This is a genomic window from Chryseobacterium sp. JK1, assembly GCF_050632815.1.
Classification (GTDB): domain Bacteria; phylum Bacteroidota; class Bacteroidia; order Flavobacteriales; family Weeksellaceae; genus Chryseobacterium.
In genome coordinates this window covers 270,239-296,358 of the sequence record NZ_JBODRU010000004.1, presented here as the reverse complement: position 1 = coordinate 296,358, position 26,120 = coordinate 270,239, and the positions used below count along the sequence as shown (strand labels likewise).

The 26,120-nt window shown below is 34.7% G+C and carries 32 protein-coding genes and 1 riboswitch; of the genes, 31 read left to right on the top strand and 1 reads right to left on the bottom strand.

Going from position 1 to position 26,120, the window contains the following annotated elements; translation table 11 throughout:
* The first annotated feature begins 7 nt into the window (after positions 1 to 7).
* From ACQ76T_RS20315 to ACQ76T_RS20165, 31 genes are all read left to right on the top strand, one after another.
* Positions 8 to 568: a hypothetical protein gene (locus ACQ76T_RS20315; RefSeq protein WP_431345056.1), complete on the top strand. Its 561-nt coding sequence runs from the start codon at positions 8 to 10 to the stop codon at positions 566 to 568.
* A gap of 8 nt (positions 569 to 576) precedes the next feature.
* Complete coding sequence (locus tag ACQ76T_RS20310) at positions 577 to 1,587, top strand: hypothetical protein (protein ID WP_431345055.1); 1,011 nt, start codon at positions 577 to 579, stop codon at positions 1,585 to 1,587.
* Between the two features lie 54 nt (positions 1,588 to 1,641).
* Positions 1,642 to 2,490, top strand: coding sequence for a metallophosphoesterase family protein (locus tag ACQ76T_RS20305; RefSeq protein ID WP_431345054.1), 849 nt, complete (start codon positions 1,642 to 1,644; stop codon positions 2,488 to 2,490).
* A 51-nt stretch (positions 2,491 to 2,541) separates the two neighbouring features.
* Positions 2,542 to 3,087: a hypothetical protein gene (locus tag ACQ76T_RS20300; protein WP_431345053.1), complete on the top strand. Its 546-nt coding sequence runs from the start codon at positions 2,542 to 2,544 to the stop codon at positions 3,085 to 3,087.
* A 215-nt stretch (positions 3,088 to 3,302) separates the two neighbouring features.
* Complete coding sequence (locus ACQ76T_RS20295; RefSeq protein WP_431345052.1) at positions 3,303 to 4,265, top strand: DUF2157 domain-containing protein; 963 nt, start codon at positions 3,303 to 3,305, stop codon at positions 4,263 to 4,265.
* Entirely contained in the window at positions 4,255 to 5,325 is a 1,071-nt protein-coding gene (locus tag ACQ76T_RS20290; RefSeq protein WP_431345051.1) for a DUF4401 domain-containing protein, read from the top strand. The genes ACQ76T_RS20295 and ACQ76T_RS20290 overlap by 11 nt, the downstream gene beginning before the upstream one ends.
* Complete coding sequence (locus tag ACQ76T_RS20285; protein ID WP_431345050.1) at positions 5,312 to 5,800, top strand: GDYXXLXY domain-containing protein; 489 nt, start codon at positions 5,312 to 5,314, stop codon at positions 5,798 to 5,800. The genes ACQ76T_RS20290 and ACQ76T_RS20285 overlap by 14 nt, the downstream gene beginning before the upstream one ends.
* 54 nt (positions 5,801 to 5,854) lie before the next feature.
* Positions 5,855 to 6,514 (top strand): DUF2461 domain-containing protein, encoded by a 660-nt coding sequence (locus tag ACQ76T_RS20280; RefSeq protein WP_431345049.1) that lies wholly within the window; start codon positions 5,855 to 5,857, stop codon positions 6,512 to 6,514.
* A gap of 30 nt (positions 6,515 to 6,544) precedes the next feature.
* Entirely contained in the window at positions 6,545 to 7,231 is a 687-nt protein-coding gene (locus ACQ76T_RS20275) for a hypothetical protein (RefSeq protein ID WP_431345048.1), read from the top strand.
* Positions 7,232 to 7,298: 67 nt separating this feature from the next.
* Positions 7,299 to 7,718, top strand: coding sequence for a hypothetical protein (locus tag ACQ76T_RS20270; RefSeq protein ID WP_431345047.1), 420 nt, complete (start codon positions 7,299 to 7,301; stop codon positions 7,716 to 7,718).
* Between the two features lie 169 nt (positions 7,719 to 7,887).
* Positions 7,888 to 8,529: a hypothetical protein gene (locus ACQ76T_RS20265; RefSeq protein ID WP_431345046.1), complete on the top strand. Its 642-nt coding sequence runs from the start codon at positions 7,888 to 7,890 to the stop codon at positions 8,527 to 8,529.
* Positions 8,530 to 8,540: 11 nt separating this feature from the next.
* Entirely contained in the window at positions 8,541 to 9,041 is a 501-nt protein-coding gene (locus ACQ76T_RS20260) for a DUF2004 domain-containing protein (RefSeq protein WP_431345045.1), read from the top strand.
* Positions 9,042 to 9,239: 198 nt separating this feature from the next.
* Complete coding sequence (locus ACQ76T_RS20255) at positions 9,240 to 9,875, top strand: DUF7079 family protein (protein WP_431345044.1); 636 nt, start codon at positions 9,240 to 9,242, stop codon at positions 9,873 to 9,875.
* A gap of 76 nt (positions 9,876 to 9,951) precedes the next feature.
* A complete protein-coding gene (locus ACQ76T_RS20250) occupies positions 9,952 to 10,227 on the top strand; it encodes a hypothetical protein (protein WP_431345043.1) in 276 nt (91 codons plus the stop codon).
* Positions 10,172 to 10,597: a hypothetical protein gene (locus ACQ76T_RS20245; RefSeq protein ID WP_431345042.1), complete on the top strand. Its 426-nt coding sequence runs from the start codon at positions 10,172 to 10,174 to the stop codon at positions 10,595 to 10,597. Before ACQ76T_RS20250 ends, ACQ76T_RS20245 begins: the two co-directional genes overlap by 56 nt.
* A 10-nt stretch (positions 10,598 to 10,607) precedes the next feature.
* Positions 10,608 to 11,336 carry a phosphodiester glycosidase family protein gene (locus ACQ76T_RS20240; RefSeq protein ID WP_431345041.1) on the top strand — a complete coding sequence of 243 codons (729 nt, stop codon included), beginning with the start codon at positions 10,608 to 10,610 and terminating at the stop codon, positions 11,334 to 11,336.
* An 81-nt stretch (positions 11,337 to 11,417) separates the two neighbouring features.
* Positions 11,418 to 11,957, top strand: coding sequence for a dihydrofolate reductase family protein (locus ACQ76T_RS20235; protein WP_431345040.1), 540 nt, complete (start codon positions 11,418 to 11,420; stop codon positions 11,955 to 11,957).
* Between the two features lie 41 nt (positions 11,958 to 11,998).
* Positions 11,999 to 12,373, top strand: a complete 375-nt coding sequence (locus ACQ76T_RS20230; RefSeq protein WP_431345039.1) for a VOC family protein — start codon at positions 11,999 to 12,001, stop codon at positions 12,371 to 12,373.
* Between the two features lie 20 nt (positions 12,374 to 12,393).
* Positions 12,394 to 13,182 carry a hypothetical protein gene (locus ACQ76T_RS20225; RefSeq protein ID WP_431345038.1) on the top strand — a complete coding sequence of 263 codons (789 nt, stop codon included), beginning with the start codon at positions 12,394 to 12,396 and terminating at the stop codon, positions 13,180 to 13,182.
* 91 nt (positions 13,183 to 13,273) lie between these two features.
* Positions 13,274 to 14,884: a serine hydrolase gene (locus tag ACQ76T_RS20220; protein ID WP_431345037.1), complete on the top strand. Its 1,611-nt coding sequence runs from the start codon at positions 13,274 to 13,276 to the stop codon at positions 14,882 to 14,884.
* A gap of 130 nt (positions 14,885 to 15,014) precedes the next feature.
* The gene (locus tag ACQ76T_RS20215; protein WP_431345036.1) at positions 15,015 to 15,398 is read left to right on the top strand and encodes a 5-carboxymethyl-2-hydroxymuconate Delta-isomerase; all 384 of its coding nucleotides are present in this window, start codon (positions 15,015 to 15,017) and stop codon (positions 15,396 to 15,398) included.
* A gap of 31 nt (positions 15,399 to 15,429) precedes the next feature.
* Complete coding sequence (locus tag ACQ76T_RS20210; RefSeq protein WP_431345035.1) at positions 15,430 to 15,927, top strand: DinB family protein; 498 nt, start codon at positions 15,430 to 15,432, stop codon at positions 15,925 to 15,927.
* A gap of 36 nt (positions 15,928 to 15,963) precedes the next feature.
* Complete coding sequence (locus tag ACQ76T_RS20205) at positions 15,964 to 16,971, top strand: DUF2268 domain-containing putative Zn-dependent protease (protein ID WP_431345034.1); 1,008 nt, start codon at positions 15,964 to 15,966, stop codon at positions 16,969 to 16,971.
* A gap of 520 nt (positions 16,972 to 17,491) precedes the next feature.
* Entirely contained in the window at positions 17,492 to 18,322 is an 831-nt protein-coding gene (locus ACQ76T_RS20200) for a hypothetical protein (protein ID WP_431345033.1), read from the top strand.
* Between the two features lie 129 nt (positions 18,323 to 18,451).
* Positions 18,452 to 19,696, top strand: a complete 1,245-nt coding sequence (locus ACQ76T_RS20195) for a hypothetical protein (RefSeq protein ID WP_431345032.1) — start codon at positions 18,452 to 18,454, stop codon at positions 19,694 to 19,696.
* A gap of 35 nt (positions 19,697 to 19,731) precedes the next feature.
* Entirely contained in the window at positions 19,732 to 20,487 is a 756-nt protein-coding gene (locus ACQ76T_RS20190) for a hypothetical protein (protein ID WP_431345031.1), read from the top strand.
* Positions 20,488 to 20,501: 14 nt separating this feature from the next.
* Positions 20,502 to 21,260, top strand: coding sequence for an ATP-grasp domain-containing protein (locus ACQ76T_RS20185; RefSeq protein WP_431345030.1), 759 nt, complete (start codon positions 20,502 to 20,504; stop codon positions 21,258 to 21,260).
* 135 nt (positions 21,261 to 21,395) lie between these two features.
* Positions 21,396 to 21,521: riboswitch (FMN riboswitch) on the top strand.
* A 92-nt stretch (positions 21,522 to 21,613) separates the two neighbouring features.
* Entirely contained in the window at positions 21,614 to 22,261 is a 648-nt protein-coding gene (ribB, locus tag ACQ76T_RS20180) for a 3,4-dihydroxy-2-butanone-4-phosphate synthase (RefSeq protein ID WP_431345029.1), read from the top strand.
* Between the two features lie 134 nt (positions 22,262 to 22,395).
* Positions 22,396 to 23,394 (top strand): T9SS type A sorting domain-containing protein, encoded by a 999-nt coding sequence (locus ACQ76T_RS20175; protein WP_431345028.1) that lies wholly within the window; start codon positions 22,396 to 22,398, stop codon positions 23,392 to 23,394.
* A 247-nt stretch (positions 23,395 to 23,641) separates the two neighbouring features.
* Entirely contained in the window at positions 23,642 to 24,394 is a 753-nt protein-coding gene (locus ACQ76T_RS20170; RefSeq protein ID WP_431345027.1) for a DUF3575 domain-containing protein, read from the top strand.
* Between the two features lie 110 nt (positions 24,395 to 24,504).
* Positions 24,505 to 25,797 carry an MFS transporter gene (locus ACQ76T_RS20165; RefSeq protein ID WP_431345026.1) on the top strand — a complete coding sequence of 431 codons (1,293 nt, stop codon included), beginning with the start codon at positions 24,505 to 24,507 and terminating at the stop codon, positions 25,795 to 25,797.
* 54 nt (positions 25,798 to 25,851) lie between these two features.
* On the opposite strand, the gene ACQ76T_RS20160 is transcribed toward ACQ76T_RS20165, so the two are convergent.
* Positions 25,852 to 26,067, bottom strand: a complete 216-nt coding sequence (locus tag ACQ76T_RS20160; RefSeq protein WP_431345025.1) for a hypothetical protein — start codon at positions 26,065 to 26,067, stop codon at positions 25,852 to 25,854.
* Between the last annotated feature and the right edge of the window lie 53 nt (positions 26,068 to 26,120).

Sequence of the window (26,120 nt, the reverse complement as noted above, 5' to 3'; positions counted from 1 at the left end):
GCCAGAAATGACGCAACAAATTCGAGATTCGTTATTATATGAAGGGAAAGAGTATCATTTGAATAATGAAATTTTAGAATATTATTTTAAAGAATTCCCAGAGCATAAACCCAAAGATATAGGAGCATTAAGTGCTTGTTGGAGAGGATATGTCGCGCTTTTCGAAATAAAAAATAAAGAATTGCTCATCAAAAACATAAACTGTTTATCGAGTGCAGAAAATGAAAAATATCATGATATACTGACCCATTTTTTTCCTCATAAAAAATATGCATGGTTTTCAGGATTAATTCGAATTGATGATTTTCGCGGCGAATATGATGACGAAAATAATGAACATGCCATTTATGAACTGCTTGAAATAAGAGAGGGAAATTTTATCAATCATTGGAAGCTCAATTTTGAAGAGTTTAATGAGTTCAAAAAAATGCTATTCATCGATTTTAAAACGACAACCGAGTATGAAAAACTATTTCTCACATGGAAAAATAATAATCCGGGAATTACAGAAATAGAAATTAATGAGTATATTTTCCAATACCTCATCAATAAGGTTCGTACAATATAACACAAGAAATGCTAAAAACAACTTATGAACTCATTGAATATTTAAAATCGGATACTCTGGAAAGAGAATCTGCCATTATATGTTCATTGGTCAATTCTATTATAAAATGTGGTGACAAAAGTGACGCTGATGAAATTCTAAATCAGTATTTAGTTCATCCGTTTGATTTTGATAACAGGTATTTATTCCCCATTTTTAAAGCATTTGGAGACCGCTCCATTGCTGAACAGATCTTCAATATATCGATCCACAACAATAAACTGGTTGAAGATGCAGACCCGGAAATTCTGGAAGTTGTAAGCTATTTACAATATGGACCGATGAAACCCATCTTAGCTGACTATATTTTTGGAAACAGTGAAAATTCTGATTATTATTTATCAAAGTGTGCAGCTCTTGGACTTTTGCATTTCGACTGTAGCGAATACCAAAAAGATATTGAAACGGAAATTGAAAAATGTTATGGGAAAAATATATTTCCCGAATTTGTACCTGCACTGGTTGCCAAACTGAAGAATCCCCGCACAATTCTTGAAAAGCTCTTTGAACTAGGAAATCAATTGGCATCAACTGACTGTAATGCAGGCATTGTACTTGGCTTTTCTCTTTGCGGAGAACAGGGAGAAACTTATTTCCGGAAAGTTCTTTTTGACAGGAGTTGGGATGTGAATTCCACGGCTACAGGAACCATTTATTTCGCTTATGAAGGGTTAAAAAATCTGGGAATCACTTTTAGAGAACTTTACAACGAAATCAAAAAGATTTCTGATAAAGAAAATCTTGAATACTGCTTAGACGTTTTTTTTGCTTTATTGGAAAGAAAATTTGACGATATTAAAACAGATCCGGAAGAATCGTTTACAGAGATTTACAAAGTCTTATTTCAATGGAAAAACGAAAGTGACAATATAATTCATTTGGCGCAGGCTGTCAACAAAGAGCAGGAAGTATATCACTTAAAAAAACTCATTGAGATAAAAATGAATGAGGAATACCTTCTCAAAAATTACGTCTGTTAATTAAAAAAATAAATCAAGAAACTTAAGAACAATTCAGAACAACAAATTTACATCATGAATATAGCCATTTTTTCAGACATCCATGGTAAAATACTATTGCCGTTCAAATTGGTTGATCTCTACCAGAAAGAGACCGGTAATACCATTGACTTTATTTTGCAATGTGGAGATATGGGTGCTTACCCAACCATTGAAAATCTGGATAAAGCCACCATAAAACATGCCCAATACGATAGAGATGAATTGGGATTTCATGACAATTTCACGAAAAAAGATCCAAGTATACAGTCATTTTTAGATCAGCTCAATATCAATATGATTTGCGTTCGTGGAAATCATGAAGATCACGACTTTCTGGATCAGCTGGAAAATGAAAATCCACAAAGCAGTATGTTTCCCATTGATGTTTATGGAAAAGTATTCGTCTGCAAATCCGGATTCAAACAAAAATTAGAAACAGAAAATGAAACGTTAACGTTTGTGGGCATTGGCAGAATTGGAGACAGAAAAGGAAGATCGGAAAAAAGATTCATTCAGGACTATGAAAGAAAGACGGTCAAAAAACTGCTTACAACAAAGGATATTTTTGATGTTTTAATCACTCACGATAAAGATGACAGCAGCCAAAGAGGATATGGAATGTCTGAAATAAGGGATGTTCTGGACAATATTATCTTTCATTATCACTTTTATGGCCATACAGGAGAACCTTTCAAGCAGGAAACAGATGTTAATGGTATAACGCAATCCATAAAAGTAAAGGAACTGGAATTCAATGATACCGGAATTCTGGAAAAAGGCTGTATGATTATATTAACAAAAGAAAACGGAGAAATAGGTATTGAAATTGTTGATCAGAAACTGACCAATAGAATGACAAAATACAATTGGAAAATTCAATAAAAACAGTCACGAACAACGATACATGTTGATGACATAAAACCAAAACAAAATATGGCAACACAAGAAGAATTCTGGGAAAGGAAAAAGCAGTTAAATGACGATTTTTTCGTGATGGGTTCCGTAGCAAATCCGGCTGCCGAAAAACAAATTACGGACTATGAAGAGAGTAAAGGGTTTACTTTTAGTGAAGATATGAAAGATTTTTTGACCACATTTGGATCTTTAGTTTTTGAGGTGAAAGAAGAAGTATGGAAAAGACCGAATGAATTTGATGTTCTTCCGAGCTGGAAATTTGGATACGGCTTTTTTGTGTACGGTCTATCCCAGGACGAAGAAATGCCTTCATGGATGAATTTTGAAGAAAAATATCATGAATCTCTGGAATATAAAGAAACTCCTTTGGGACAAATGTTTTTCAAACGCAGCGGAAATCTCTATAGAGCCTATACCGACAACGGCGTTATAAAAATTGAGTATGATAAATATGATGATGAAGATTACGAAATTTTTGAGGGGAATTTGTACGACTTTTTAATTCAGGAGATTAATAATTTAGAGGAAGATTATAAAGAATATATCAATGAAGGTAAATCGTGATGTAAAAATACACGGACTTCAATAATGAATCTTTCATCAAACTTTTACCTATATTTGTTTTATACCCAACACCTATATGAAAAAAAATGAGTAGAATTCTACAGCCTTCTTGTGAGACAGCAAGTGCATAAAATACATTTTAGACTTCCACAAGATTACCGATAAAAATCAAACCATTAGGTTTCCAGATAAAATATAAAAACAAAACACGATCCATGAAAAACCTCCAGCGGGAAGATCTCCACATCGTCAGCCGCCATTCTAACCTCACAGAACAGAGCATAGAAAGAATCCTTGAAGAAAATATTTACCCTGATAAAGAAATGTGGAAGAAGTTTCTCCGCCTGTTTCTTCTTACTTTGGGTATCGGTTTTACCACCGCAGGAATTATTTTCTTTTTCGCTTATAACTGGGCTGATCTTAATAAATTTGTAAAGCTTGGGCTAACCGAAGTTCTTGTTATTGCCACCACTATTATTGCTTTGCTGCCCAAAATAAACAATACGACCAGAAATATCATTCTTACTGGTTGCTCTTTTTTGGTTGGAGTTTTATTTTCTGTCTTTGGGCAGATTTATCAGACAGGGGCCAATGCCTATGATTTTTTCCTGGCCTGGACACTATTTATCACCTTATGGGTAGCCGTTTCCAACTTTGCACCATTATGGTTACTGTATATTGTCTTACTCAATACTACGTTCTTTTTATATACCGAACAGGTTGCAAAAGACTGGCCATGGTTATTGATTGTTAGCTTACTTTTTCTGTTCAACACGATCATACTTCTTACTTTTATCTTCCTGGAAAAGGATAAGAAAATTGAAAAGATCCCGCAATGGTTTATTTATATTTTAGCTTTAGGTTCTGCAGCATTTGCAACTTTAGGAATGGTTTCAGGAATTTTTGAGAGATACGATCCCAATCCTGTATTCCCTGTTTTAATACCAATCGTTATTGTGGTTTTTGCCTTTGGAATCTGGCATGGTATTCAGTCGAAAAGTGGTTTTTATCTTTCGGTGATTCCGTTAAGTATCATTATCATCATTTCAGCATTACTTCTCAAAATATCAGAAGACATGGGTATGCTGCTATTAGTAAGCATGTTTATCGTTGTAAGTGTTACACTGGTAATCATGAATCTGATCAACCTTCAAAAAAAATGGAATCATGAGAAGTAAAGAAGAAGTACAAGAATTACTGGAGCATTTCAGAACTTCAGAAAATAAAAATTTCACATGTAATGAAGAAGCCATCTTTTCTGCTTATGACAATAACCATGGGCATCAATCTTTAGCCATTAAAATCCTTTCTATTTTTGGAGGTGTTTTAGCAAGTTTTTCCTTTTTAGGCTTCCTTCTTCTTGCGGGGCTATACAATTCTCCGGTAGGTATTTTGGTATTGGGAATAATAGGTATTGCAGCAGGAATATTCATCAATAAAGCCTATGATAAAATAATTATTGACACAATAAGTGTTTCATCATTCCTCATTGGTTTTGCCCTTTTAACTTTTGGATTATCTACCATGGAAGTGGATGAGAACATCAATTATCTCATCTGTATTTTGGCAGCCGCCGCTTCCCTAATAATTACCCGTAGTTATATCCTCGTATTTATTTCGGTACTCATTATCAGTGGAGGAATCTTGATGATCATTCCATCCAATAAAGAGTTTGACTTTATTCATCTTTATACTTCTCTTCTCGCCATTATTGTTACCGCTTTTTATCTGAAAGAGGCCAAAATAATTGCTCAGCATACCGCTCTTTCGAGATTGTACAACCCGATCCGTATTGCCCTTCTTCTTTCATTTCTTGCCGGATTAGCCAGTATAGGAGATGATTTCATTACAGTTTCTGATGATTATATTTGGGTTTCATCTGTGGTTATTATACCCGCCATCCTGTATGTCCTTTCAAGAATTTTTGAAGTACTGAATATTTCTCAGACGCCACAAAAGGCAGGAATTTATATTATAACCGTAGCATTACTTCTACCAACAGTATTGTCTCCGGCAATCTCTGGAGCTATTCTTATTATTCTTTTAAGCTTTTTGGTGAACTACAAAACCAGTCTGGCGATTGGTATCCTTGCCTTTGTCTATTTTGTTTCACGATATTATTACGATCTTCATTTTACTTTGCTTACAAAGTCGATACTTTTATTTTCGTCGGGTATTTTATTCCTGGGACTTTATCTATTAACTCATAAAAAACTGACCTCCCATGAAGAAATATAAATGGTTCATTATTCTGGCAAACCTTGTTATTTTACTGGTTTATTTCAATTACTCCATTTCTCAGAAAGAAGAGCTTCTACAAGACGGAAAACTGGTTCTTCTGCCACTGGCTCCTGTTGATCCCCGCTCACTAATGCAGGGTGATTATATGAGTTTAAGATACAGCATTTCTCAGGACGTCGATTATGAAAAACTTGCTAAAAGAGGATATTGTGTAGTACGTTTGGACAGTGGCGATATTGCAGAAAAAGTAAGGTTCCAGCAGAATACAACTCCGTTAAACAAAGGTGAATATCTGATCAAATACTCTTCTTCCGACCCATGGAATATCAATATTGGAGCAGAATCTTTCTTTTTTCAGGAGGGACATTCCAAAAAATATGAAGCAGCAAAATATGGCGGCATAAAAATCGACAAAAACGGAAATAGCTTGTTGGTTGGACTTTATGACGAAAATCTGAAGAATATAAAATAAACACATTATTTTTGATATACGCAGAAAAATTATTTCTAACATTCATGCAGAACTATGAAAAAGACATTTGAATTCCTTACTCATTTACAACACAATAACAACCGGGAATGGTTTGCCCAGCACAAAACCGAATATGATCTGGTCGTAAAGCAAAATAAAATTTTGTTCAATCAAATCTATGCAGAACTTCAGGAACATGACAATCTAAAAGGCAATCATATTTTCAGAATTTACAGAGATGTACGCTTTTCGAAGGATCAAACACCGTACAAAACCAATTTTGGAGTTGGGTATTCACGTTCCAAACCAATGTTAAGAGGCGGGTATTATATTCAGTTGGAACCTGGCAACAGCTTTGTGGGTGGTGGATTTTGGGCTCCCGATGCCAAAGATTTACTCCGCATCCGTAAAGAATTTGAGATCAGTACCACAGAAATTGAAAAGATTACTTCTGACAAAAATTTTATCCACTACTTTGGCGAACTTCAGGGCGACTCAGTAAAAACAGCTCCCCGTGGCTTTGATAAAAATCATCCGGCTATAGATTTGATCAGAAAAAAGCAGTTTCTAGTGATGAGAAAATTTACAGACAAAGAGGTTCTTTCAGATAATTTTCAAAAAGAAGCCGTTCTTACACTATTGGCAATGCGCCCTTTCTTTGATTATATGAGTGAGGTGCTGACAACGGATATGAATGGAGAACCTTTATTTTAACATGAAACAGCTCTCAAAACATTAATATTAATGAAATTACGCTCCGTTTTATTTTTCCTTCTTTTTATTCATTTTTTTTCTGCACAAAAGACAGAAATGAAAAGGTTTAATTTACAGGAGTACAATAAGCTTATAAAGAAATCGTGCCCTTTGGACTGTGAAGTAAAAACCCACTATAATAAGAATATGATTCAGTTTAAAAGAAATGACTCTATCATAACAATGTCATATAATGAAAATGATATTTCTTATATAATGAAAGCGAAAGGTAATTATTATGTGAACTACGAGTTTCATCCTAATTTAAATATTAAATCCAAAACAGAAAATATTTCAGGAATCAGCCAAACCTTACAAACGCCTATTAGCATTGGAATTTTTTTTGATCAAAATGGTAATATTATTAATAGGATAGACTATGAAAATGCTCCTTATGATGAAAATACTCCAGGACCTAGAAAAACATATCAAGACATCATTTTAGCAATAAAAAAAGATTTTAATTTTGATGTTTTTCAAGACAAATCCTTCTTTGGTATTCAAAGCTTTTATGATGAGAAAATAGGAAAAGTGAATTATAGAGTCGTCGTATTTATAGAAGAGAAAAATGATATTCTAAAGTTGCTTAATTATGAATATGATGGAGACACAGGAAAATTTATCAAACAAGAAAAAAGAGAAATACAACTTCCAGAAGGAGGATTGATACATTATTAATTTAAATAAAACTATTCCAATTGAGTATCATTGTTATTTTGCTAAAAATAATAGAACCTCCAAAACCATGAAATTAGCGTTTAAAATTCTAATTATATCAATTATTGATGTATTTATTATTTGGCTATGGTTCTATTATGTAGATCCTGATCCCAGTATTTCTATTGTTCTAATGATCATATTACCTACAGTATTTTTCATAAATCTTATTGTTGCAGGTATTTTATGGATAAATCAAAAAAGAAAGTTATCCCAACTTTTTATAATCAACTCAGTCCTTACCGTTGTTATTGCGAACTATCTTTGGCCAAAAGCTATAAAAAGGCATCAAAATAAGATCTATGATACTTACAGTTTTAATTATAATGATAAAAGTTATCAGATTAGTATTTACAAAAAAGAAAGTACTTTTATGATTACAAAATCTGAAAATCCGGGAAGCTTCTGGGGATTTCAGGATGGAACTGCACAATATAAAAAAGATTGATGAATTTTTCAAAAAATAAAATCAAATTGAAAAAGGAGTAATCGCAATATCATATAAACAGCCACACTACTCTCAGCTTTAAATAAACGTTAATCTTTACACACTTCTACTCCTTTACAACTCCTTTTTTGTATTTTAGGTGTTTTAAAAAACTAATGAAACCAAGATCATGAAATCGTATGTTGTACCCATATTCTTCTTCATTTTCAGTATTACTTTCGGGCAGAAAAAAGAATATCCTTCCATAAAAAAGGGAGATTTCCCGGAAGGAATTTATATGACCTTAGAGGATGTTCTGAATAAAAAACCATCTTCCACGGAAGAAGTTTACTTCAAATCTTCTCAAAAAACAGATTCTCTCACTCTGCCGGAAAAAGCATTGTTTTATGAAAAACAAAAAGATAAAAGGGTAAGGCTTCCCTTAGCGGTCTCTTATAAAGGAGAAATGTATTTCCAAACCTACCGGAAATATACCAATCGAGATGACAAAGGTTATGATCCTGACCAATATTCTAGATTTTGCAAGGTTTTGAACTACGGACGTTTTTTATACTTTGAAGAAAATATGAAAGGATTGTGGTCAAAAGCATTTTTGGGAGCCTTAACTCCTGTAGCATCTTCTATCAATGGAAGAACTAAAGGTATCGTTCTGGATCTGGAAAATAAAGAATTCAATATTTTACAAGACTGTGACGACCTAAACGACTTTTTATTCTCCCATGAATTTCCCTCTATCGCTTGTGACTCCGATAAATTTACGATTAAAGACCTGAGAGCAAAAATCAACGAAATTAACACCCCTTATCACTAAAAATTTTAATTATGTCAGAATATATTTTACCCCATTTCGGAGCCCTATCAACAGACAACTTAGAAGAATATTACAATGTCACTATAGATTGTAATGGAAAAGAAATTCAGATTGATTTGAACTTTGAAGATGACAATATAGCAACTACACAACTCGAAAAAGTAAAGAGTTATCTGGAAAATATCGAAAAATTTGATAAACTCAACAAAGCCTATATTGTGGAAGATTATCATGATGAAGATGGTGATACGGTGAGATTCTATTTGGAACATCACCTTGAAGAAGTTGAAAAACAAGACCTTTCCACATTAATTAATTTTGAAGATACCAACACTCGGCCAGACCAACAGCTTCTGACAAAACTGGAATTGGTAAGAATTGGACTTTATCCTGACAGTGAAGATAATTTTGCTATTTCAGACTATTCCATCGGACAAGATTTAACAGATTATTTGGTTGTTATTAATACTGACGAAAATGGTCAGTTAGAGTACATGGCCATGGAAAGCTAAAAAGCTTCAGTACATTCAACAAAAAAATAACGGATCGCAAACATTAAAGATGCAATATTGAAAAAGAACTGAAAATTTGCAAAACACAATAATCTACTCTTAAAAAAATAATAAAACCGTTCACTTCAACAGAACGGTTTTTATTTGTAAATTTATTTACAAAAGACAGTGCTTACATCTATATCCAAAAAAAGAAAAATGAAGTTTTTAAGGAGGTTTTTAAAACAATTTGACATATCAAATAATAGTAAAGTAACGTTCGACAATCCGAGACCTGACCAGCAAAAACTTTTTATCCCATTGGGACAGCTTACTCTTTTCGATGATTTTTTAAAAATAGAAAATTATCCATTCAAACCTTCTATAGCCTATAAACAGAACATTTTTAAATCGGCGGAAATGGATGATATAGACTTTAGGTCTTACCCTCCTAACTTCAGAATTGAAAATGAGCTCATCTTTTTACCCAAAAGTCAAAATAATGAAATTGAACTTTTTGCAAAAAGAAATACTATTAAGACCGTACAGAGACCTCCCATTTGGAGCTGGTTACTAGAACCATTTCTGGATACTGAATATACGCAGGGAACCGATCAAAAGCTGATGGAGAATCTAAGTGAATACGGATTATCAGTGGATCAAATCAGCCTCCTTAGAGCCGAAGTGGAGTCTCAAATGCTTCAGTATAATTTTGACACCATGCTTTGGGAATGGGTTTCCTTTGATACTTCAGATGTCCTCAGAGCAATGCGACCAAAATACAAAAAAAACGAATTTGAAAGCTTTTATAAAAGAGTGATGAAAGTAGCCTTACTGACAAAACAAACCGACTGATGTAAAAACATCCCTGAATATTTTACTTTATAACATTGAACTTCATTAATTCTAGACAAAAACAAATTATCCTTCTATGAAAATCAGAATTTTATTATTTTTCGTATTGGCTTTTGTAAAAACGTGGGCTTGCAAATGTAGTGAAACACCCTCTTTACAGTCTTCTTTTACCAATGCTGATTTTGTTTTCATTGGTGAGGTTTATGATATCATTGAGGTACCTTCAGGATTTAAAACCGCTCAAAGTGTTCTTAGTAAAGTAAAGATTAATAACATCTATAAGCCAGGAGGCTATAATGGATTTTATACTCAGACAGCTACTTTTAGCAGCTTCTCCCCTCAATTCGTGTGATGTTTTTTTTACTGAAAAAGGGAAATATCTCATTTTTGCTTATGACAAACAGGATTCTGACTTTCTCCATTCCAGTCAGTGCTTTGTTCAAAAAAGATTGGACCAACTTTCTCCACAAGAATTGAAAGAACTCGAAGCATTAAGTACTGCATATAAAAAGAAAGCTATTGAAAATAATCAAAAGTTGACTAACGATATTATTGAAGAGATAGACCAATCAGACACAAAAGTTCACGAACTTACCCATGAAATAGATTTTCTCAGGCACCAGAATGACAAATACAAAATAATCATCTACACATTCTCTTTAGTCATCATTCTTTTTCTCATTACACTCATCATAATCTGGAAAAGAAGAACTCATCGATAATAATAAATCTATGATCAAAACAATATTGAATATTTTCCTACCTTTCCTTCTACTCTTCTGTGCATGCCGTAAAGAGAAAATAACCTATGAAGATAATTTTGTCATTTTTAAGACTGATCCTCAAAAAGAAAACATAAAATTCTACTGGAAAAATAAGAACGATACCATTCTGGGAAGCATCGGTCAATTAAAAAAAGAAATTGAATCCAGAAACGAAAAATTACTGTTTGCAATGAACGGAGGAATGTTTGAACACGACAACTCACCAAAAGGGCTTTATATTGAAAATTTTAAAATTCTCAAACCAATTGATACTGTTCAAAAGGGTTCTGGAAATTTTTATCTTCCTCCCAACGGAATATTTTATATCACCCGAAATCATAAAGCTGGAATCGCAGAAACTCAAAAGTACCTTCAAAACAGCGAGATTCAATATGCGACTCAATCCGGACCAATATTACTCATTAACGGCACTATTAATCCGGACTTCAAAAAGGATTCTAAAAATCTGAATATCAGAAACGGGGTTGGAATTTTAGAGAATGAAAAAGTCGTTTTTGCCATGTCGAAAAAAAAAATAAACTTTTATAATTTCGCACAACTGTTTAAAGAATTGGGGTGTAAAGATGCTCTCTATCTTGATGGTTATGTTTCCCGAGCTTATCTTCCGGAAAAAAAATGGATTCAGACCGATGGAAATTTTGGAGTGATTATAGGTGTTTCAAAAACTGAGAAATAGAGAGTATTGCTTCGATTACATTTGAAATATTCATAACTTTAAGAACCAAAAATTCTTTATCAAAAAACAATCAAAGCATTCATGAAAAAAGTAGTATTAGACCTCGCTACCACCTTAGACGGATTTATTGAAGGACCCAATGGAGAAACGGATTGGTGCATCATGGATGATGACATGGATTTTGAGGAATTTCTTTCTGGTATTGATACCATTTTCTACGGAAGAGTGAGCTATGATGCCTGGGGAAATTATCAACCTGAAGAAAATGCAGCTGCGGAAGAACAGAAACTCTGGAAAGACGTTCACTCAAAAAGTAAATTTGTCTTTTCACATCAAAACCGAGAAGATGAACAAGCAAATTTTATCAGTTCCGATATTGCAGAAAAAGTTTCGGAAATAAAAAACCAGGGAGGCAAAGACATCTGGCTGTATGGCGGTGCAAGCCTCATCAAAACTTTTATACAGCTTAACCTGATTGATGTGTACAGAATCTCAGTTCATCCTATTGCTTTAGGAAAGGGGAAACCTCTTTTTGAAGATTTAAAGGACAGATTACATTTAAAATTGGTCAAAACCAATGTCTTTAAATCCGGTGTTGTTCAGCTTATTTATGAAGCTTAAAAAAGACCTAAGATTCAAACCGTTCTAAACAATTTCACTCCATGAATGTAAAGCTCGACACCCTCATTTTATACGTAAAAAATACGGAATTGCTTAAAAATTTTTATGTTGAAAACTTTAACCTGAAAGTGATTGAGGAAGATCATATTTGGGTTTTGCTTGATGCAGGATCCGCCAATATCGGACTTCATAAAATAGGAGATGAATACCTTAAACAGATAGATTCCACTCATACTTTCGATAACAATACCAAAATAGTTTTTGAAATTGATACAGACATAGAAACAGCGAGGAATGAGCTGATCGAAAAAAATGTTCAGGTAAGGGAAATTAAAACATTTGATCATTATCCTTTCTGGCTCTGTGACGGCAAAGATCCTGAAGGAAATGTATTTCAGTTAAAAAGCAGGAAATAAAAACTAATCTCTTTACAGCCATGAAAAAAATATTGGGAATTCTGTTCTGCCTTTTCTTTGTCGGCATTCTATCTGCCCAGGATATAGCTACCATTGAAAAAAAACTGAATCGCTCTTTTCAAAGAATCCAATATTGGTATGATGCTATTGATCAACATAAAAATGCTTATGATTCTTTGTATGCTGCCAATAAAAAATTTGAAAAGATGCTGCACCACTACGGTTTCAATCCCCAAACCCTGAATCATGATTTTAAAACATTAAAAAGAGAAGGGGTAAAGATCAGCACTTCAGAAGATGGAAAATTCAGGATCTACTCCTGGGATACTCTTACTGGAGGAACCATGCATTTTTACAGATATGTATTTCAATATGAAGCAGGCAAAAAAGTGAAAGCAAAAATATCGGACAGTAATATGGAAGATGATTCGGAAAGTCTGTATTACCAAGTTAATGATGTAGTATCGGAGGGTAAAAAATATTACCTTACCCAGAACCAAGCTGTATACAGCAATGCTCTTCTCTACTATACCGCAAAATTTTTCACCATAGAAAACGGTCAATTAAAAAGTGATGCTAAGCTGATTAAAACTCCGTCAGGTCTCAAAAGTGAGCTTACCTGCGAGCTTGACTTTTCAGCAACTGTTAATCACAACAGTCCCATTACTTACGAGGATTATAAAAGTCTAAATCTTAGATATGATCCTAAAAAACAGATCATAAGCATTCCTCTTGTTCTTGACGATTCTAAAATTACAACCAGAAGAGTCCGCTATCAGTTTAATGGCAAATATTTTGAAAAATTATAGTGCGAAATTTAATCATCATTATTTCAACAAAAAATTATTCATAAAACATGTAACACAATGTCGGTTTTAGCTGTCTTATCTAAAAAAATACATGAGACTCATTTTAACCTGCCTGTTTTTGTTACTGGCTGCTAACCCTTTTTTTTCACAAAAAACAAAACAACTGGACCAACTGTTCGCTACTTATGACAAGGCGGGGTTGTTCAGTGGCTCTGTTTTGGTTGCTGAAAAAGGAAAAATTATTTTCGAAAAAAGTTATGGCTACAGAAATGCTCCTAAGCGAGAAAAAAACACCAACAACAGCCTTTACCGAGTTTATTCCACGACAAAAATGTTTACAGCGGCTGTTATTCTTCAGCTGGAAGAGCAGGGAAAATTATCTTTAAATGACAAACTTTCCAAATATTACCCCAACTTTCCCAAAGGGGATAGCATTACGTTGGCTCATATAATTTCCCATACTTCAGGAATTCCCAGCGATGAAGATTCGGACAATACAGTTGATGAAGATACCTTCATAAAGTATATTTCTGCCAAGCCATTGGATTTTTCTCCTGGTAAAAAATGGAACTATTCCAATTCCGGATATTATATTTTGGGCTACATCATCAAAAAAGTAACGGGGTTAAGCTATGACAAAGCAATAGAAAATTACATCCTGCAGCCATTACAAATGACTCACACCGGTTTTGATTTTAATCATGTTACCGATGACAATAAAGCTTTGGGCTATGAATTTCTGTCTGATCATTTTTCTCGTGAAGCATTCCGTTTCAAGACGGATCATCCTTTTTCGGCCGGAGCAATGTATTCTACCGTTGAAGACCTGTTTAAATTTAATGAAGCTTTAAAGAATTATAAGATTCTCAAAAAAGAAACAACTGAAAGAGCTTTCACTCCTTATCTCAATGATCAATATGGATTGGGCTTTCAAGTATCAACACTTTATGATAAAAAAAGAGTGGGTCACGATGGTGGCGGCCCGGGATATAGAAGTAGATATTACAGAGTTCTGGATGATGATATTTGTCTTATTATTATTTCAAATTCAGAATTGTCACATACCGATTTTCTTGTGCCTGCTATTGAAAAAATTCTCTACAATAAACCTTACAGTATCCCGGTAATTGGAAAAACTGATCCTAAAAATGTAGAAAGACTCGCAGGAACGTATTCCAACGAGAATACAGACTTCTTTATTTCCGTCATTGACGGTCAGATTATCTTCCGGGAAAGAAATTATGGTGCCTGCAGCTTAATTCCTATGAGCAAAACATTATACCAACTGGATGAGAATTTCACTTTTACTTTTAAACCCGGTTCCGACAAGCAAACGGATTCCATTGTTATTCATTTCCGAGACGGATCGGTAAAAACAGGTACAAGAAGTAACAAAAGTTTTCAGTGGGGAATGATTGGCGATGCTACACCAGCCGGATGGGACGGAAAAGATATTCCGTTGCAGACAGACTCTAAACGTCCGCATCTATATTTTCTGAAGAATTACCCGCTGAAAACAGGAGGTTTCAAATTCAGATTTGATAATGACTGGGGTAACAATTTGGGACTGAATAATGATGGAAAAAGTATCGCCCGCGATGCTTATAACTTTAAAATAGAAGAAAATGGTTCCTATGATATTTCCTTAGACCTTTCCGATACAATGAACCCTACCTATACCATCAAAAAATCTGTTCTGTAAATACTAACATTCATACTAACAAAGAACAGGTTTTTCAAACTACCCTATTATCAGGGGTAGTTTTTATTTTAAATAGGAGTCAAATTTTTCGTTATTTTTATACAATCCAAATCTTTTGACAAAATAAGTTATGCCACACTTTGTTATAGACTGCTCACAGGATATTCTTGAACAAAAAACACCTGATGAGATCATGAATAGGGTATATGAAACAGCTGTTTCCTCAGGTCTGTTTGCCAGCAATGATATCAAGGTCAGAGTTCAGCCCTTCCAGTATTTTAGGTTGGGAGATCACAAGAAAAATTTCCTGCATGTGTTTGGCTATATTATGGAAGGCCGCAGTACGGAGCAAAAAGCAGATTTATCCAAGCAGATTAACATCAGCCTTGCCGGGCTGCTTCCCTACATTTCTTTTCTGTCCGTTACGATCAGTGAATTTGAGATTGCCACTTACAGCAATAAAGCACTTATTAATCCGGAAAACATAGAGAAAAACCGTCATTTTGGATTATAATAACCCTTGAAACCAACAAAATATTGATAATATGAGCCTAAAAGCATTAGCCACAAAAAGTGTTCAGTATAACAACTGGGTAGTCCATAAATACATAGACTGGCTGGCCACAAAATCTGACGAACAGCTTAATCGGGAAGTTATTTCAAGTTTCCCCACCATTTTAAAGACTTTACACCACATCTGGCAATCTCAGGAGTTTTGGTGGAGTTATATTTCTGAAAGTCATGATTTTGATTTTGAGAAAACCTCCTCAATTACCGATAAAGAAGGAGTTTTCAACGCTATAAAAAACAACTCCCAAAAACTGGCTGATTACGTAGAAACGTTATCCGAAGAGGACCTGATCAAAAATATAAAAATAGAAACGCAATGGTTTCAGTGTGACTTTTCAAGATATGAATATATCCAGCATATTATTCTTCACGGAACCTATCACCGAGGGCAAATTGTAACGATGGGGAGAAATGCTGGAATTACAGATGCTCCTATGACCGATTTTAATTTCTGGAACATCTATAAAGACTAACTTTTACGTACACAATAAAAAAACATTCATTTATCCATGAAAAAAATTCTTTCGTTCTTATCTCTATTTATAATTCTTTTCTGTTCGGCTCAATATAATGGTGATAAAAATTTTGATTATAAAAAACTGGAGACCATCTCTGATAGCATAAAGATTGAAAATATTGTTATCCACAATTTGTTTAAACACCAGCTTCTTGCTCATCAGAGTAATCGATATGATTCTGCCAGAATAGTTCGAAATGTATATCTCCCTCACAAAAAGCTTTGGGACAGCTGCTACGGAGTCATTTTTGGAGATGAGAACGGGAAGCTCTTCAACAATCCCCGAGGAATGATAAAATGGAATAAATCTTTATATGAAAGCAACAGAAAGCAATGGGAAGATAAAGCCAACATTCTTTTAGGAATCAATATTAAAAAAGTATTTAAAGAAGCCCTTACTAAATTCAGCAAACTGGTTCCTTATCAACCCAAAGCTAAAATCAGTTTAATTTTCACTCCGTTAACGGGAATTTCTTTTGGGGGATGCAACGATGAACAATTTGCTTTGGAACTTAATAATGATCATGTGAACATCCTTTATGCTTTGGAAAAAGGACTTCCTCATGAACTTAACCATATGGTTTATGAACATTTCAGAAAGAATGATGTCAACGGAAATTCTGCTCTGAGCCAAACCATTGATGAAGGTTTTGCCTGCTATTTCACTTATCTATTTTTTGACCGGAAAATAGAGAAATCTGAAGCGGTTGAAAATATGACTCAGCCAAACTGGAACTGGTATATTAAAAACGAAAAAGAAATTTTCACCAAACTGAAACCCTATTTTTCTGATACTTCAGGTAACAATCCTCTGTTGAGAAACGACCAGCTGAAATTATTTCCAGACGCTCCCAAATCGATGAACTACTGGTTGGGATTCAGAATTATTGAAAAATATGTAGAAAAAAACGGACCTCATTCCTGGAAAGATGTTTATCGCTTAACAGCAAAAGAAGTTTTAGAGAAAAGTGGTTATGAACATTATATAGAAAGTCTATAGTTTTCCACAAAGAAATAAAAAATGTGGATAACTTTTAAATTTCGGTATCCTATGTGTGGATAAAGTATGGATAAGTTTTACAATACTCCTTTAAAACCTCACTAATATCATATATTCTAGAAAATTATAATAAAAATTGTTTTTTAACAACATTAAAAAATACTGTGGATAAGTTATGTGGATAACTTATCCACAATTGTTTTAAAGCCCTATTAGAAGCCTCTTCTTTCTCTTAATAATTAACTAGCAATCAGCTTTATAAATACAAATTCATAATCGTTTATGAATAGATTTTTGTAAATTGCATAAACAAATCACCAACAAAAGATATATTAATCATGAAAGAATCCCCTCCAGCAAAGGAAAAACATTAAGTCATACTTCTACTTTTATTATTCTATCCATAATTTCTGAAGTATATAGAAACGCTCCTTCTTACCAACTTTCTTCGTTGGTAATTACACCATAAGTTATCCACTATCTATGAAAATAAATTTAATAACCCAAAAACCTCATTCTAATGACAATTACCGAAATCAAAGAAAACATTATCCCTTATATTGGGGAAACGTCACCTTACATTACCATTCCTGAAAATATTATCTTCAAAGGGAATACCATAGAGACAGAAATAAAAGACTGGCATTTTGAAAACGAAAATTTTCCGAAATTAATAAAACAACTTTCGTCTTTAGGCAGTTTTTGTTTATACAAACTTCTAAATGATACTACAAAGGAAAAAATCTATTTCCTTGGTGAAAAATTAAGAGTCAGAAAACTTTCTTATAAAGAACCTACCTCTGTTACTATAAGCTGCGAAAGCAATCTAGAATCCAACAGAAAAGGAAAATCTTACATTTATGTAAAAGATACCGCTACAGGAGAACGGTTATATTCTTCTGAGTTCGATTATTATATTATTACAAAAGACGCATTCGAACAGTTTTACCAGGGTTTTCATCATCCGGAACCTGTAGAATATCATGATACGAGCCTTCCTGCAAGCAAAATAATCAAGAACGATATCCCTCATCATTTTACGATTTCTACCGAACCATTTACTCCCGCCCAGTGCAAAGGACATTTTGAGAACTATCCAATTGTTCCTTTTATATTTATTGCCAACTGTGTTCTAAAAGAGATTTTCAACTTTCTGAACCAGGAAAACACTTACGAAATAGACAGCCTGGAAGGATATGCTTCTCAAGCGCTTCCTACAGGAATAGTTATTCATACTGAAGTCTTCCATCAAAAGTTTTTAAAGAATCTGATTTATTTCAAATGTGAAATAAAAGATACATCCGGAAATTCATATGGCATTATCATCCTCAACATAAAAGCAAAAAATTAAAAATAATGATAAACACTGTAGCAATACAGTGTTTATTCTTTTAAATACCGCTGTAATTCAGGATTTGTCTTTTCCTTTTCGTAACTTAATGCGCATAAAATATAAACAGTATTATCAAAAAACATATCAATGTACGACACTAAAATCCAAAAAGAATGGTTCACGGAAGGAGAACGGTATGCAAAAGACATCAATGAAATGGTTGAATTCGGTGAAAAAAATGGTTGGGAAAACTGGAAAGGTAAAGAACCTGAAGACAAAAGAGAAAAATTGGCCAAAGAAGTTTTTGAAATGCTTAAAACCGCCAACAAGAATGAAGATACAGAAACGTTCAGAACATATTTTCCTCCGGCTCACACCCCGATAATTCCATTAATGGAGAACAAATCTCAAAGCATTGAGCATCTTCAGTTTATTGATGACCAAAAAATTGTTTTTCTTACCGGAACATCTTACGAAAAAAGATACGCTTACCTTCTTGATGGTGACAAGATTACCAAACTTGACGAAGAGATTCAGGCCATTGGAAAATCTAAACAAGGCGATATTTTTGCGGTTGCAGATTCTCAAAAAATAACTTTATATAAAGGATGGAACGGCGATATCATTAATGAAATCAAACTTGACGAAAACCCTGATTTTACCATTACGCAACTTCTGCCATTTAACGACGGAAGTCAGGTTGTGATTGTTTCTTCAGATGGAATTTTTCTTGTTTCAAACCATGGTCAAAAGCTCATCCATCCTATCAATGAAGATAACGAGGAAGACTGGAGTTCACAAATTGACATGGAAAATGCAGCATTGTCCAACGACAACTCGTATATCGTAGTGGGAGATCAATGTTACGATCACAGAATATTGGATCATGAAGGAAATACAATTGGCTCTATTGGTCCCCAATCTTCATATCCCCATTTCTGCCTCTTTGCCAAAGACGACAGCCAGTTAATTACCAACTCATGTCATTTTTACAACGGTGTTACGATCGGCATCTCATCCGAACAGTATGCCGGAGCAGATATTGAAGCTTATACTGAATCTGATGATTTCACTTACATTAATGAAGAAATGAGAGTGTATGCAGGAGTGGCTGCTAAGGATTATTATATTCTGGGAGATGCTTATGGCTACATCAAAGCTTTTGACAAAAATGGAAATACACTCTGGAGACACTTTCTTGGCTCTACCATTAGTGGAATGGCAATTTCTGATGATGAAAAAACGCTTTGGGTAGCAGCCTGTTCAGGTTTTTTACACAAGCTAACACTTGGCAAAGGACACAGAGATACCCACACTATAGGAAACGGAAACCATTACGAGGATTTCAGATTGGTGATCTGGAAAGATGAACCCCAAATCTGGAAATGGTAACACGGGTTATATAATATTAATATAGGTAGCTAAATATGACTCAGGAAGAAATTGTTAAAAAGTTTACAGATTTATCAGAAGGAAAGCTAACCGGTCCAGAATGGCTGAGCTGGTTTGATGATCATACTGATGATATAGAAAAATTATGTGGCAGAAGAGCTTTTCTTGCCGTAAAACCTAAGGAAAGCTTTAGTGAGATCAGAAACCTGTATATTGGTCAGCTGGGAGCTTTTGACTGGCTTCAATCTAAAAAAGTAGAAACCTCTTTATCCGATCTTTACAAAAAAGGTTGGGAGCAAGAATTTGAGGACTTTTGCAGACAGGAAAAACAAAAAGAAAAGGAACTTCAGAAGACTGTGGAAGAGAAATTCGGGTATCTGAAAACTGTCTACCCTAAGTTTTTCAAGCAGTTAACCCGATCTTACAGCAATTCAGACCATATTGAAAAAGGCGTAGAAGCAAGAATCATTAAAGAAAAAGAACAAGAGCTTTCTGTAACATTCTCTGATGAAATGATCATTTTCTATCAAAACATCTCAAAATTACAATTGGAGGGAATAGAAATAGATTTTACCGAATTAAGCATTGAAACAATACAAAAGAAGAACTATCTCTTCCTGGGAGAATTTTGGTTATATGGAGATGGAGACCATTTATTATACAATACTGAAAACCAAAGTGTATACATTCTCGCTCATGAAAACAGTCCTCCTAAAATGATTAAAATCAGCAATTCGCTACATGATCTGGTAGAGAAAAAGATCGTTGCTTATTTAAAAGAATACGAATAGGAAAACTACAATTTATGATCTCAAAGGCTTATATCCACGAATATGGTAATCAAAAACTGGAACGGGAACATGAGGATGTGATATCTATTCTGGAAAGCAGAAATATTCCGTTTGAGCTTTTTACAGATAAAAAAGTTTCCCGAAACCTATTAAGTCTAGATAACAGTACTTTCATTGTCGGAAACCACTTTGTCTTTTCCTCTATTTTCAAAAAATATAAAATAAAAGTTCCCTCGAATTGCTATCCTAAAAGTCTTCAGAAATACCTTCACAGAAATGTTCGGGAAACTACTGTACGTGAACTTGCTTTGAACTTTAGTGAAGATATTCCTTCTATATTTGTAAAGCCACGCTCAAGAACTAAACTTTTTACCGGATTTACCGTAGCATCCTCACTTGATGTATATCGTCTGGTGGAATTACCAAAAAACACAGAACTTTATATAGCTCCTGTTGTTGAATGGAAATCAGAATACAGGGTTTTCGTCAACAATTCAAAAGTTGTAGGAATAAAAAAATACAGCGGAGAAGATCTTTATACACTGGATATGACCGTCGTTGAAAATGCTATCAATGATTTGGAAAATTCCGAAGAAAAAACTCAGGGATACGGAATTGATTTTGGAATATTATCCACAGGTGAAACCGCATTGGTAGAATGGAATGATGGTTATGCTTTAGGTTCCTATGGATTAGATAAAGAAATATACACCGATTTATTACTCGCAAGATGGGTAGAAATTCTCAATCATATGTTTCCCTCTGAAAACTAAATATTATACTGACGTTATAAATAGGAAAAATCTCTTCTTCAATTCAAAAAACTTCCCGAAATTAGCGATCTGTGCGTTAAATATGATTCAATGAAATAACAATTTAAATTACAACAAACAGCAAAACTTAGTATAAGTTTTCTTCGGGGCGGGGTGCAATTCCCTACCGGCGGTTACAGTCCGCGACTCCTTTCTCCGGAAAGGACTGATCTGGTGAAATTCCGGAACCGACAGTTAAAGTCTGGATGGGAGAAGAAAATGAGATGATCAATAAGAGTCCTTATGGGTTCTTGTTGTGTCGTATTTCATTTCCATGTACCGAAGACTATTTTAACTTTTAAAAGTAAAATAACATGGAAAAATTATTAGAACAATTTGGAGCAACCTCCAAAGAACGTGTAGAAAAAGCACTTTCAACATTACAACAGGGAAAAGGTATTCTTTTAGTAGATGATGAAAACCGTGAAAACGAAGGTGACATCATTTTCCCCGCTTCCACTATTACAGAACAAGACATGGCACTTCTGATACGCGAATGCAGCGGCATCGTATGTTTATGCATCTCTGAGGAAAAGAGCAGGCACCTCAACCTCCGTCCGATGGTGGAAACCAACAATTCGAAAAATCAAACAGCATTTACCATTTCTATAGAAGCTAAAGAAGGCGTAGAATCTGGTGTTTCTGCAAAAGACAGGGTAACCACAATCAGAACAGCTGTTGCAGCAAACGCTCAGGCCGAACATATCGCAAGTCCGGGACACGTTTTCCCCCTGATAGCCAGAAAAGAAGGTGTTTTTGCAAGACGCGGCCATACAGAAGGTAGTGTAGACCTTGTAAAAATGGCCAACTTGGGGGACGATGCCGTGCTTTGTGAACTGACCAATGAAGACGGTTCCATGGCAAGACTTCCGGAAATCGTAGACTTCGCCATAAAAAAAGGAATGAGCGTAGTAACGATTGAAGATATTTACGCTTATCGCAAAATGATCATGAGCAACTAAACGTATACTTATTTGACGCACAGAATCGGCGGCTGATTTCATCAGCCGCCGACTTTATTTTATATATTTAATTAAAAAACAGGTAAATAAAAAATATAATCAAGTTTTTATTTAACTTTAGTAAAAAATTGGCCATGAAAAAATCTATACTCGTTTTGTTGGGAACTTCAATGATGTTTTCCGCACAGATTACGCTTACCAAAGCATCGAATGATCCTCTAATTGGAGATATTGTTAACAACAATCTGGTTATCGGCACTGTGGATAACACAGCATCCGGAGCAAATGCTACCTTTAATAACACAGCTTTAACGCTGGGAACAGCATCACAGGTTACTTACTCCACTCCCATTTCTACAGAAATCACAACATTTCCGGGGTCTAATCTTAAAATGGTGGATGGAACTACAACAATTTATTATAAAACATCAGCTACAAAACTTGAAATTACAGGAATTGTAAATCCTCAGGCTACTTTAAACTTTAATGTAGACAACGGAACTTACATGAACTATCCTACAACATATGGACCCGCTCAAAACGATACTGCAAAAGGAACTTTTTCGTCTTCTGTTGCGAATGGTCTTTTCAGCGGAACAATGGCAACGCAGGCTGACGGATATGGAACACTTCTTATAGGAAGTCAGGTTTACAATAATGTTCTTCGGGTAAAATATACGCAGAGCTTTAATTTATATGCATCTTTTGATGTCACCTATTCCAACGCAATAGGAACGGCTACCAACACGGCTTATGCTTATTATGATGCCACTCACAGATATTCCCTATTAAGTTCTACAAATGCTAATATCAGTGTTCCTTTGTTGAGTATCAACCAGTCTACCTCAAGCGCAGCAGCTTTATCGGCAGCTTTCTTAGCAGTTGATAAAGTATCCAAAAAAGAAAACCTGGCCATTTATCCAAACCCGGCACAGGATTTTATTGGATTTAAAGGAAATATAGATTCTTATTCCAAAGCAAATATTTACAGTTTGGATGGAAAACTGGTAAAAACATCTGATGTAAAATCAGGAAACATACAAATTTCAGATCTTCCTCCGGCATCTTATTTCATTGAAATCAGTGGAAAAAAAGCGGAAGACAGTCAAAATATAAAATTCATCAAGAAATAAAAAATAAAATCCCTGCCTATACCAATGAGCAGGGATTTTTTATTAACGCTCAATCCTTACAGCTGCTTAAAAACCTTCTAATTATTTAATATTTCCAGCTTTTTTAAACTCTTTTTTAGAAAGGTTGACAGCAAGATCCATTGAATCCCCAAATAAAAAGTGGTTTCATTTTTCTGTTAATTTAATTTATTATGTTAAATTCAGCCCGTTTTTTGCTGGTACTTTTTTACCACAAAATATTAACATCATGAAAAAAGCAGCCCTATTACTTCCTTATTTTCTGTTTTCCGCCATCGGCGCACAGGAAATTGAAAATACTTCGTCGGAAAAGATGAATATTGTTAAAACGAATGTTACCGCTTATGCTTTCAGAAACATCAACCTTTCGTATGAAAGAGCGTTCACTCAGTGGTTTTCATTAAATATTGGTTTTGGAACAATGCCGGAAGGAAAAGTTCCTTTCATCAATGCTTTTCTGAAAGATAAAGACGAGAAAAGATTTCAGAATCTTAGGGTAAAAGCTACCAATTTTACCGTTGAACCCAGATTCTATATAGGAAAAGGATATGGAAAAGGATTTTATTTCGCCCCATATTACCGATACTCAGATGTTTCGTCCAATACATTTGATTTTTATTATGACTATAATGGTCCCGATGGAAATACCTATCAGATTCCTTTAAAAGGAGGCGGAAGCGCCAAAGGAAATAGCGGTGGTCTCATGGTCGGAGTACAGTTTTTCCTGACAAGAAGCCAAAATCTCGTTCTTGATTTTTGGATTGCCGGTGCTCACTATGGCGGAGGAAAAGGAGATTTCAGCATGACTTCCGATTATGCTCTTACTCCAGATATGCAGGCACAGTTAAAAAAAGAAATAGAAAACCTGGATATCCCATTTGTGAAATACACCGTAGAAACAAATGCCAATGGAGCCAGAATAAAAGTAGATGGACCATGGGCCGGCTTCAGAAGCGGACTTTCTCTAGGATATAGATTCTAAAATTTTATATCCACATACTCAAACCGTTCTTTTTAAGAGCGGTTTATTCTTTTCTTGATTTTTGTATCTTGGCTTCTTTTATTAAAAAACTTTTCTGAAAAAATAATGCTATGAACTCTACTTCCATCACAACGGCACAAAGAATAAAAGCCATCATAGGTGGTTCCATCGGAAATCTTGTGGAATGGTACGATTGGTATGCCTATGCTGCTTTTGCTATTTATTTTTCCCATTCATTTTTTCCTGATTCAGACCTCAATGCACAACTCATGAACACCGCCGGTATCTTTGCTGTAGGTTTTCTGATGAGACCAATTGGCGGATGGATGTTTGGAAGTATCGCAGATAAAATTGGCAGAAAAAGAGCGATGACGCTTTCTGTATTATTAATGTCGTTCGGTTCTCTTCTTATTGCTCTTACACCAACTTATAAGACCATTGGGATTTTGGCTCCCGCGTTACTTTTACTCGCAAGATTGCTTCAGGGATTAAGCGTTGGAGGAGAATATGGAGTTTCCGCAACCTACCTCAGTGAAATGGCAACACAAGACCGAAGAGGATTTTATTCAAGCTTTCAATATGTAACGTTAATCGGAGGACAGCTTATTGCTTTAGGAATTCAGCTTATTTTACAAAAATTATTATTAACGGAACAACAGCTGGAAGAATGGGGTTGGAGAATTCCTTTTGTGATTGGTGCAATGCTTTCAATCATCGCATTATATCTGCGGGCGAATCTTCACGAGACAGAAGCTTTCGAAAATAAAAAAGTGATCAGTGAAGAGAAAAAGGGAACCGTAAAAGAACTTCTTAAACATCCGAAAGCGCTGCTTACAGTTGTGGGATTAACGTTAGGAGGAACCCTGGCATTCTATACCTATACCACTTATATGCAGAAATTCTTGGTCAATACCGTAAAGCTCACTAAAGAAGAGTCTACCTTGATATCGTTTATCTCTTTATTCATATTTGCCTGCCTGCAGCCTGTATTTGGAGCATTGTCAGACAGAATTGGAAGAAGACCCCTTCTTTTAGGTTTTGGAATTCTGGGAACTTTATGTACCGTTCCTCTTCTTACCGCATTAAGTACCACCACTTCAATGTTGAGCGCTTTCTTCCTGATTATGGCCGCTCTGATTATTGTAAGCGGTTATACTTCCATCAACGCTGTAGTAAAAGCAGAACTTTTCCCTTCTGAAATAAGAGCTCTCGGAGTGGGACTTCCTTATGCCATTACTGTAGCTGTCTTTGGAGGAACTGCAGAATATATTGCACTTTGGTTCAAAAAAATAGGCTCTGAAGAATATTTCTACTGGTACATCACAGGATGTATTCTTTTTTCATTAATTGTATACGTCGGAATGAAAGATACCAAGCATACCTCAACACTGGATAAAGATTAATATAAACCCATAAAAAACGTGCGCCGAAGATTCTCTTCGGCGCACGTTTTATTTTTAATGATAAGCTTGCTTAAATTTTTCTATGATATTGTCCAGATTATGGCGTTGGACATACACACTTTTTACCTCCTCATACCTTGGCGATTTGTAGAAAACCTCGTGGAAATCCATACTGCCATTTCCTACTTTTACGACCTTCTGTACTTCGATATTCAACTTTCTCAATTCGTCTTTAAAGACTTTAAATTCATCTTGGATACTGCTACTCATTAATATTTTTGGATTTTAATTAAAAAACTGTTTTTACCATTGAGCCCCCTGTC

What these genes read in the sequence shown, in the direction of transcription:
- ACQ76T_RS20315 (WP_431345056.1), top strand. Translation starts at nt 8, where the DNA reads ATGACGCAACAAATTCGAGATTCGTTATTATATGAAGGGAAAGAGTAT.
- ACQ76T_RS20310 (WP_431345055.1), top strand. Translation starts at nt 577, where the DNA reads ATGCTAAAAACAACTTATGAACTCATTGAATATTTAAAATCGGATACT.
- ACQ76T_RS20305 (WP_431345054.1), top strand. Translation starts at nt 1,642, where the DNA reads ATGAATATAGCCATTTTTTCAGACATCCATGGTAAAATACTATTGCCG.
- ACQ76T_RS20300 (WP_431345053.1), top strand. Translation starts at nt 2,542, where the DNA reads ATGGCAACACAAGAAGAATTCTGGGAAAGGAAAAAGCAGTTAAATGAC.
- ACQ76T_RS20295 (WP_431345052.1), top strand. Translation starts at nt 3,303, where the DNA reads ATGAAAAACCTCCAGCGGGAAGATCTCCACATCGTCAGCCGCCATTCT.
- ACQ76T_RS20290 (WP_431345051.1), top strand. Translation starts at nt 4,255, where the DNA reads ATGAGAAGTAAAGAAGAAGTACAAGAATTACTGGAGCATTTCAGAACT.
- ACQ76T_RS20285 (WP_431345050.1), top strand. Translation starts at nt 5,312, where the DNA reads ATGAAGAAATATAAATGGTTCATTATTCTGGCAAACCTTGTTATTTTA.
- ACQ76T_RS20280 (WP_431345049.1), top strand. Translation starts at nt 5,855, where the DNA reads ATGAAAAAGACATTTGAATTCCTTACTCATTTACAACACAATAACAAC.
- ACQ76T_RS20275 (WP_431345048.1), top strand. Translation starts at nt 6,545, where the DNA reads ATGAAATTACGCTCCGTTTTATTTTTCCTTCTTTTTATTCATTTTTTT.
- ACQ76T_RS20270 (WP_431345047.1), top strand. Translation starts at nt 7,299, where the DNA reads ATGAAATTAGCGTTTAAAATTCTAATTATATCAATTATTGATGTATTT.
- ACQ76T_RS20265 (WP_431345046.1), top strand. Translation starts at nt 7,888, where the DNA reads ATGAAATCGTATGTTGTACCCATATTCTTCTTCATTTTCAGTATTACT.
- ACQ76T_RS20260 (WP_431345045.1), top strand. Translation starts at nt 8,541, where the DNA reads ATGTCAGAATATATTTTACCCCATTTCGGAGCCCTATCAACAGACAAC.
- ACQ76T_RS20255 (WP_431345044.1), top strand. Translation starts at nt 9,240, where the DNA reads ATGAAGTTTTTAAGGAGGTTTTTAAAACAATTTGACATATCAAATAAT.
- ACQ76T_RS20250 (WP_431345043.1), top strand. Translation starts at nt 9,952, where the DNA reads ATGAAAATCAGAATTTTATTATTTTTCGTATTGGCTTTTGTAAAAACG.
- ACQ76T_RS20245 (WP_431345042.1), top strand. Translation starts at nt 10,172, where the DNA reads ATGGATTTTATACTCAGACAGCTACTTTTAGCAGCTTCTCCCCTCAAT.
- ACQ76T_RS20240 (WP_431345041.1), top strand. Translation starts at nt 10,608, where the DNA reads ATGATCAAAACAATATTGAATATTTTCCTACCTTTCCTTCTACTCTTC.
- ACQ76T_RS20235 (WP_431345040.1), top strand. Translation starts at nt 11,418, where the DNA reads ATGAAAAAAGTAGTATTAGACCTCGCTACCACCTTAGACGGATTTATT.
- ACQ76T_RS20230 (WP_431345039.1), top strand. Translation starts at nt 11,999, where the DNA reads ATGAATGTAAAGCTCGACACCCTCATTTTATACGTAAAAAATACGGAA.
- ACQ76T_RS20225 (WP_431345038.1), top strand. Translation starts at nt 12,394, where the DNA reads ATGAAAAAAATATTGGGAATTCTGTTCTGCCTTTTCTTTGTCGGCATT.
- ACQ76T_RS20220 (WP_431345037.1), top strand. Translation starts at nt 13,274, where the DNA reads ATGAGACTCATTTTAACCTGCCTGTTTTTGTTACTGGCTGCTAACCCT.
- ACQ76T_RS20215 (WP_431345036.1), top strand. Translation starts at nt 15,015, where the DNA reads ATGCCACACTTTGTTATAGACTGCTCACAGGATATTCTTGAACAAAAA.
- ACQ76T_RS20210 (WP_431345035.1), top strand. Translation starts at nt 15,430, where the DNA reads ATGAGCCTAAAAGCATTAGCCACAAAAAGTGTTCAGTATAACAACTGG.
- ACQ76T_RS20205 (WP_431345034.1), top strand. Translation starts at nt 15,964, where the DNA reads ATGAAAAAAATTCTTTCGTTCTTATCTCTATTTATAATTCTTTTCTGT.
- ACQ76T_RS20200 (WP_431345033.1), top strand. Translation starts at nt 17,492, where the DNA reads ATGACAATTACCGAAATCAAAGAAAACATTATCCCTTATATTGGGGAA.
- ACQ76T_RS20195 (WP_431345032.1), top strand. Translation starts at nt 18,452, where the DNA reads ATGTACGACACTAAAATCCAAAAAGAATGGTTCACGGAAGGAGAACGG.
- ACQ76T_RS20190 (WP_431345031.1), top strand. Translation starts at nt 19,732, where the DNA reads ATGACTCAGGAAGAAATTGTTAAAAAGTTTACAGATTTATCAGAAGGA.
- ACQ76T_RS20185 (WP_431345030.1), top strand. Translation starts at nt 20,502, where the DNA reads ATGATCTCAAAGGCTTATATCCACGAATATGGTAATCAAAAACTGGAA.
- ribB (WP_431345029.1), top strand. Translation starts at nt 21,614, where the DNA reads ATGGAAAAATTATTAGAACAATTTGGAGCAACCTCCAAAGAACGTGTA.
- ACQ76T_RS20175 (WP_431345028.1), top strand. Translation starts at nt 22,396, where the DNA reads ATGAAAAAATCTATACTCGTTTTGTTGGGAACTTCAATGATGTTTTCC.
- ACQ76T_RS20170 (WP_431345027.1), top strand. Translation starts at nt 23,642, where the DNA reads ATGAAAAAAGCAGCCCTATTACTTCCTTATTTTCTGTTTTCCGCCATC.
- ACQ76T_RS20165 (WP_431345026.1), top strand. Translation starts at nt 24,505, where the DNA reads ATGAACTCTACTTCCATCACAACGGCACAAAGAATAAAAGCCATCATA.
- ACQ76T_RS20160 (WP_431345025.1), bottom strand. Translation starts at nt 26,067, where the DNA reads ATGAGTAGCAGTATCCAAGATGAATTTAAAGTCTTTAAAGACGAATTG.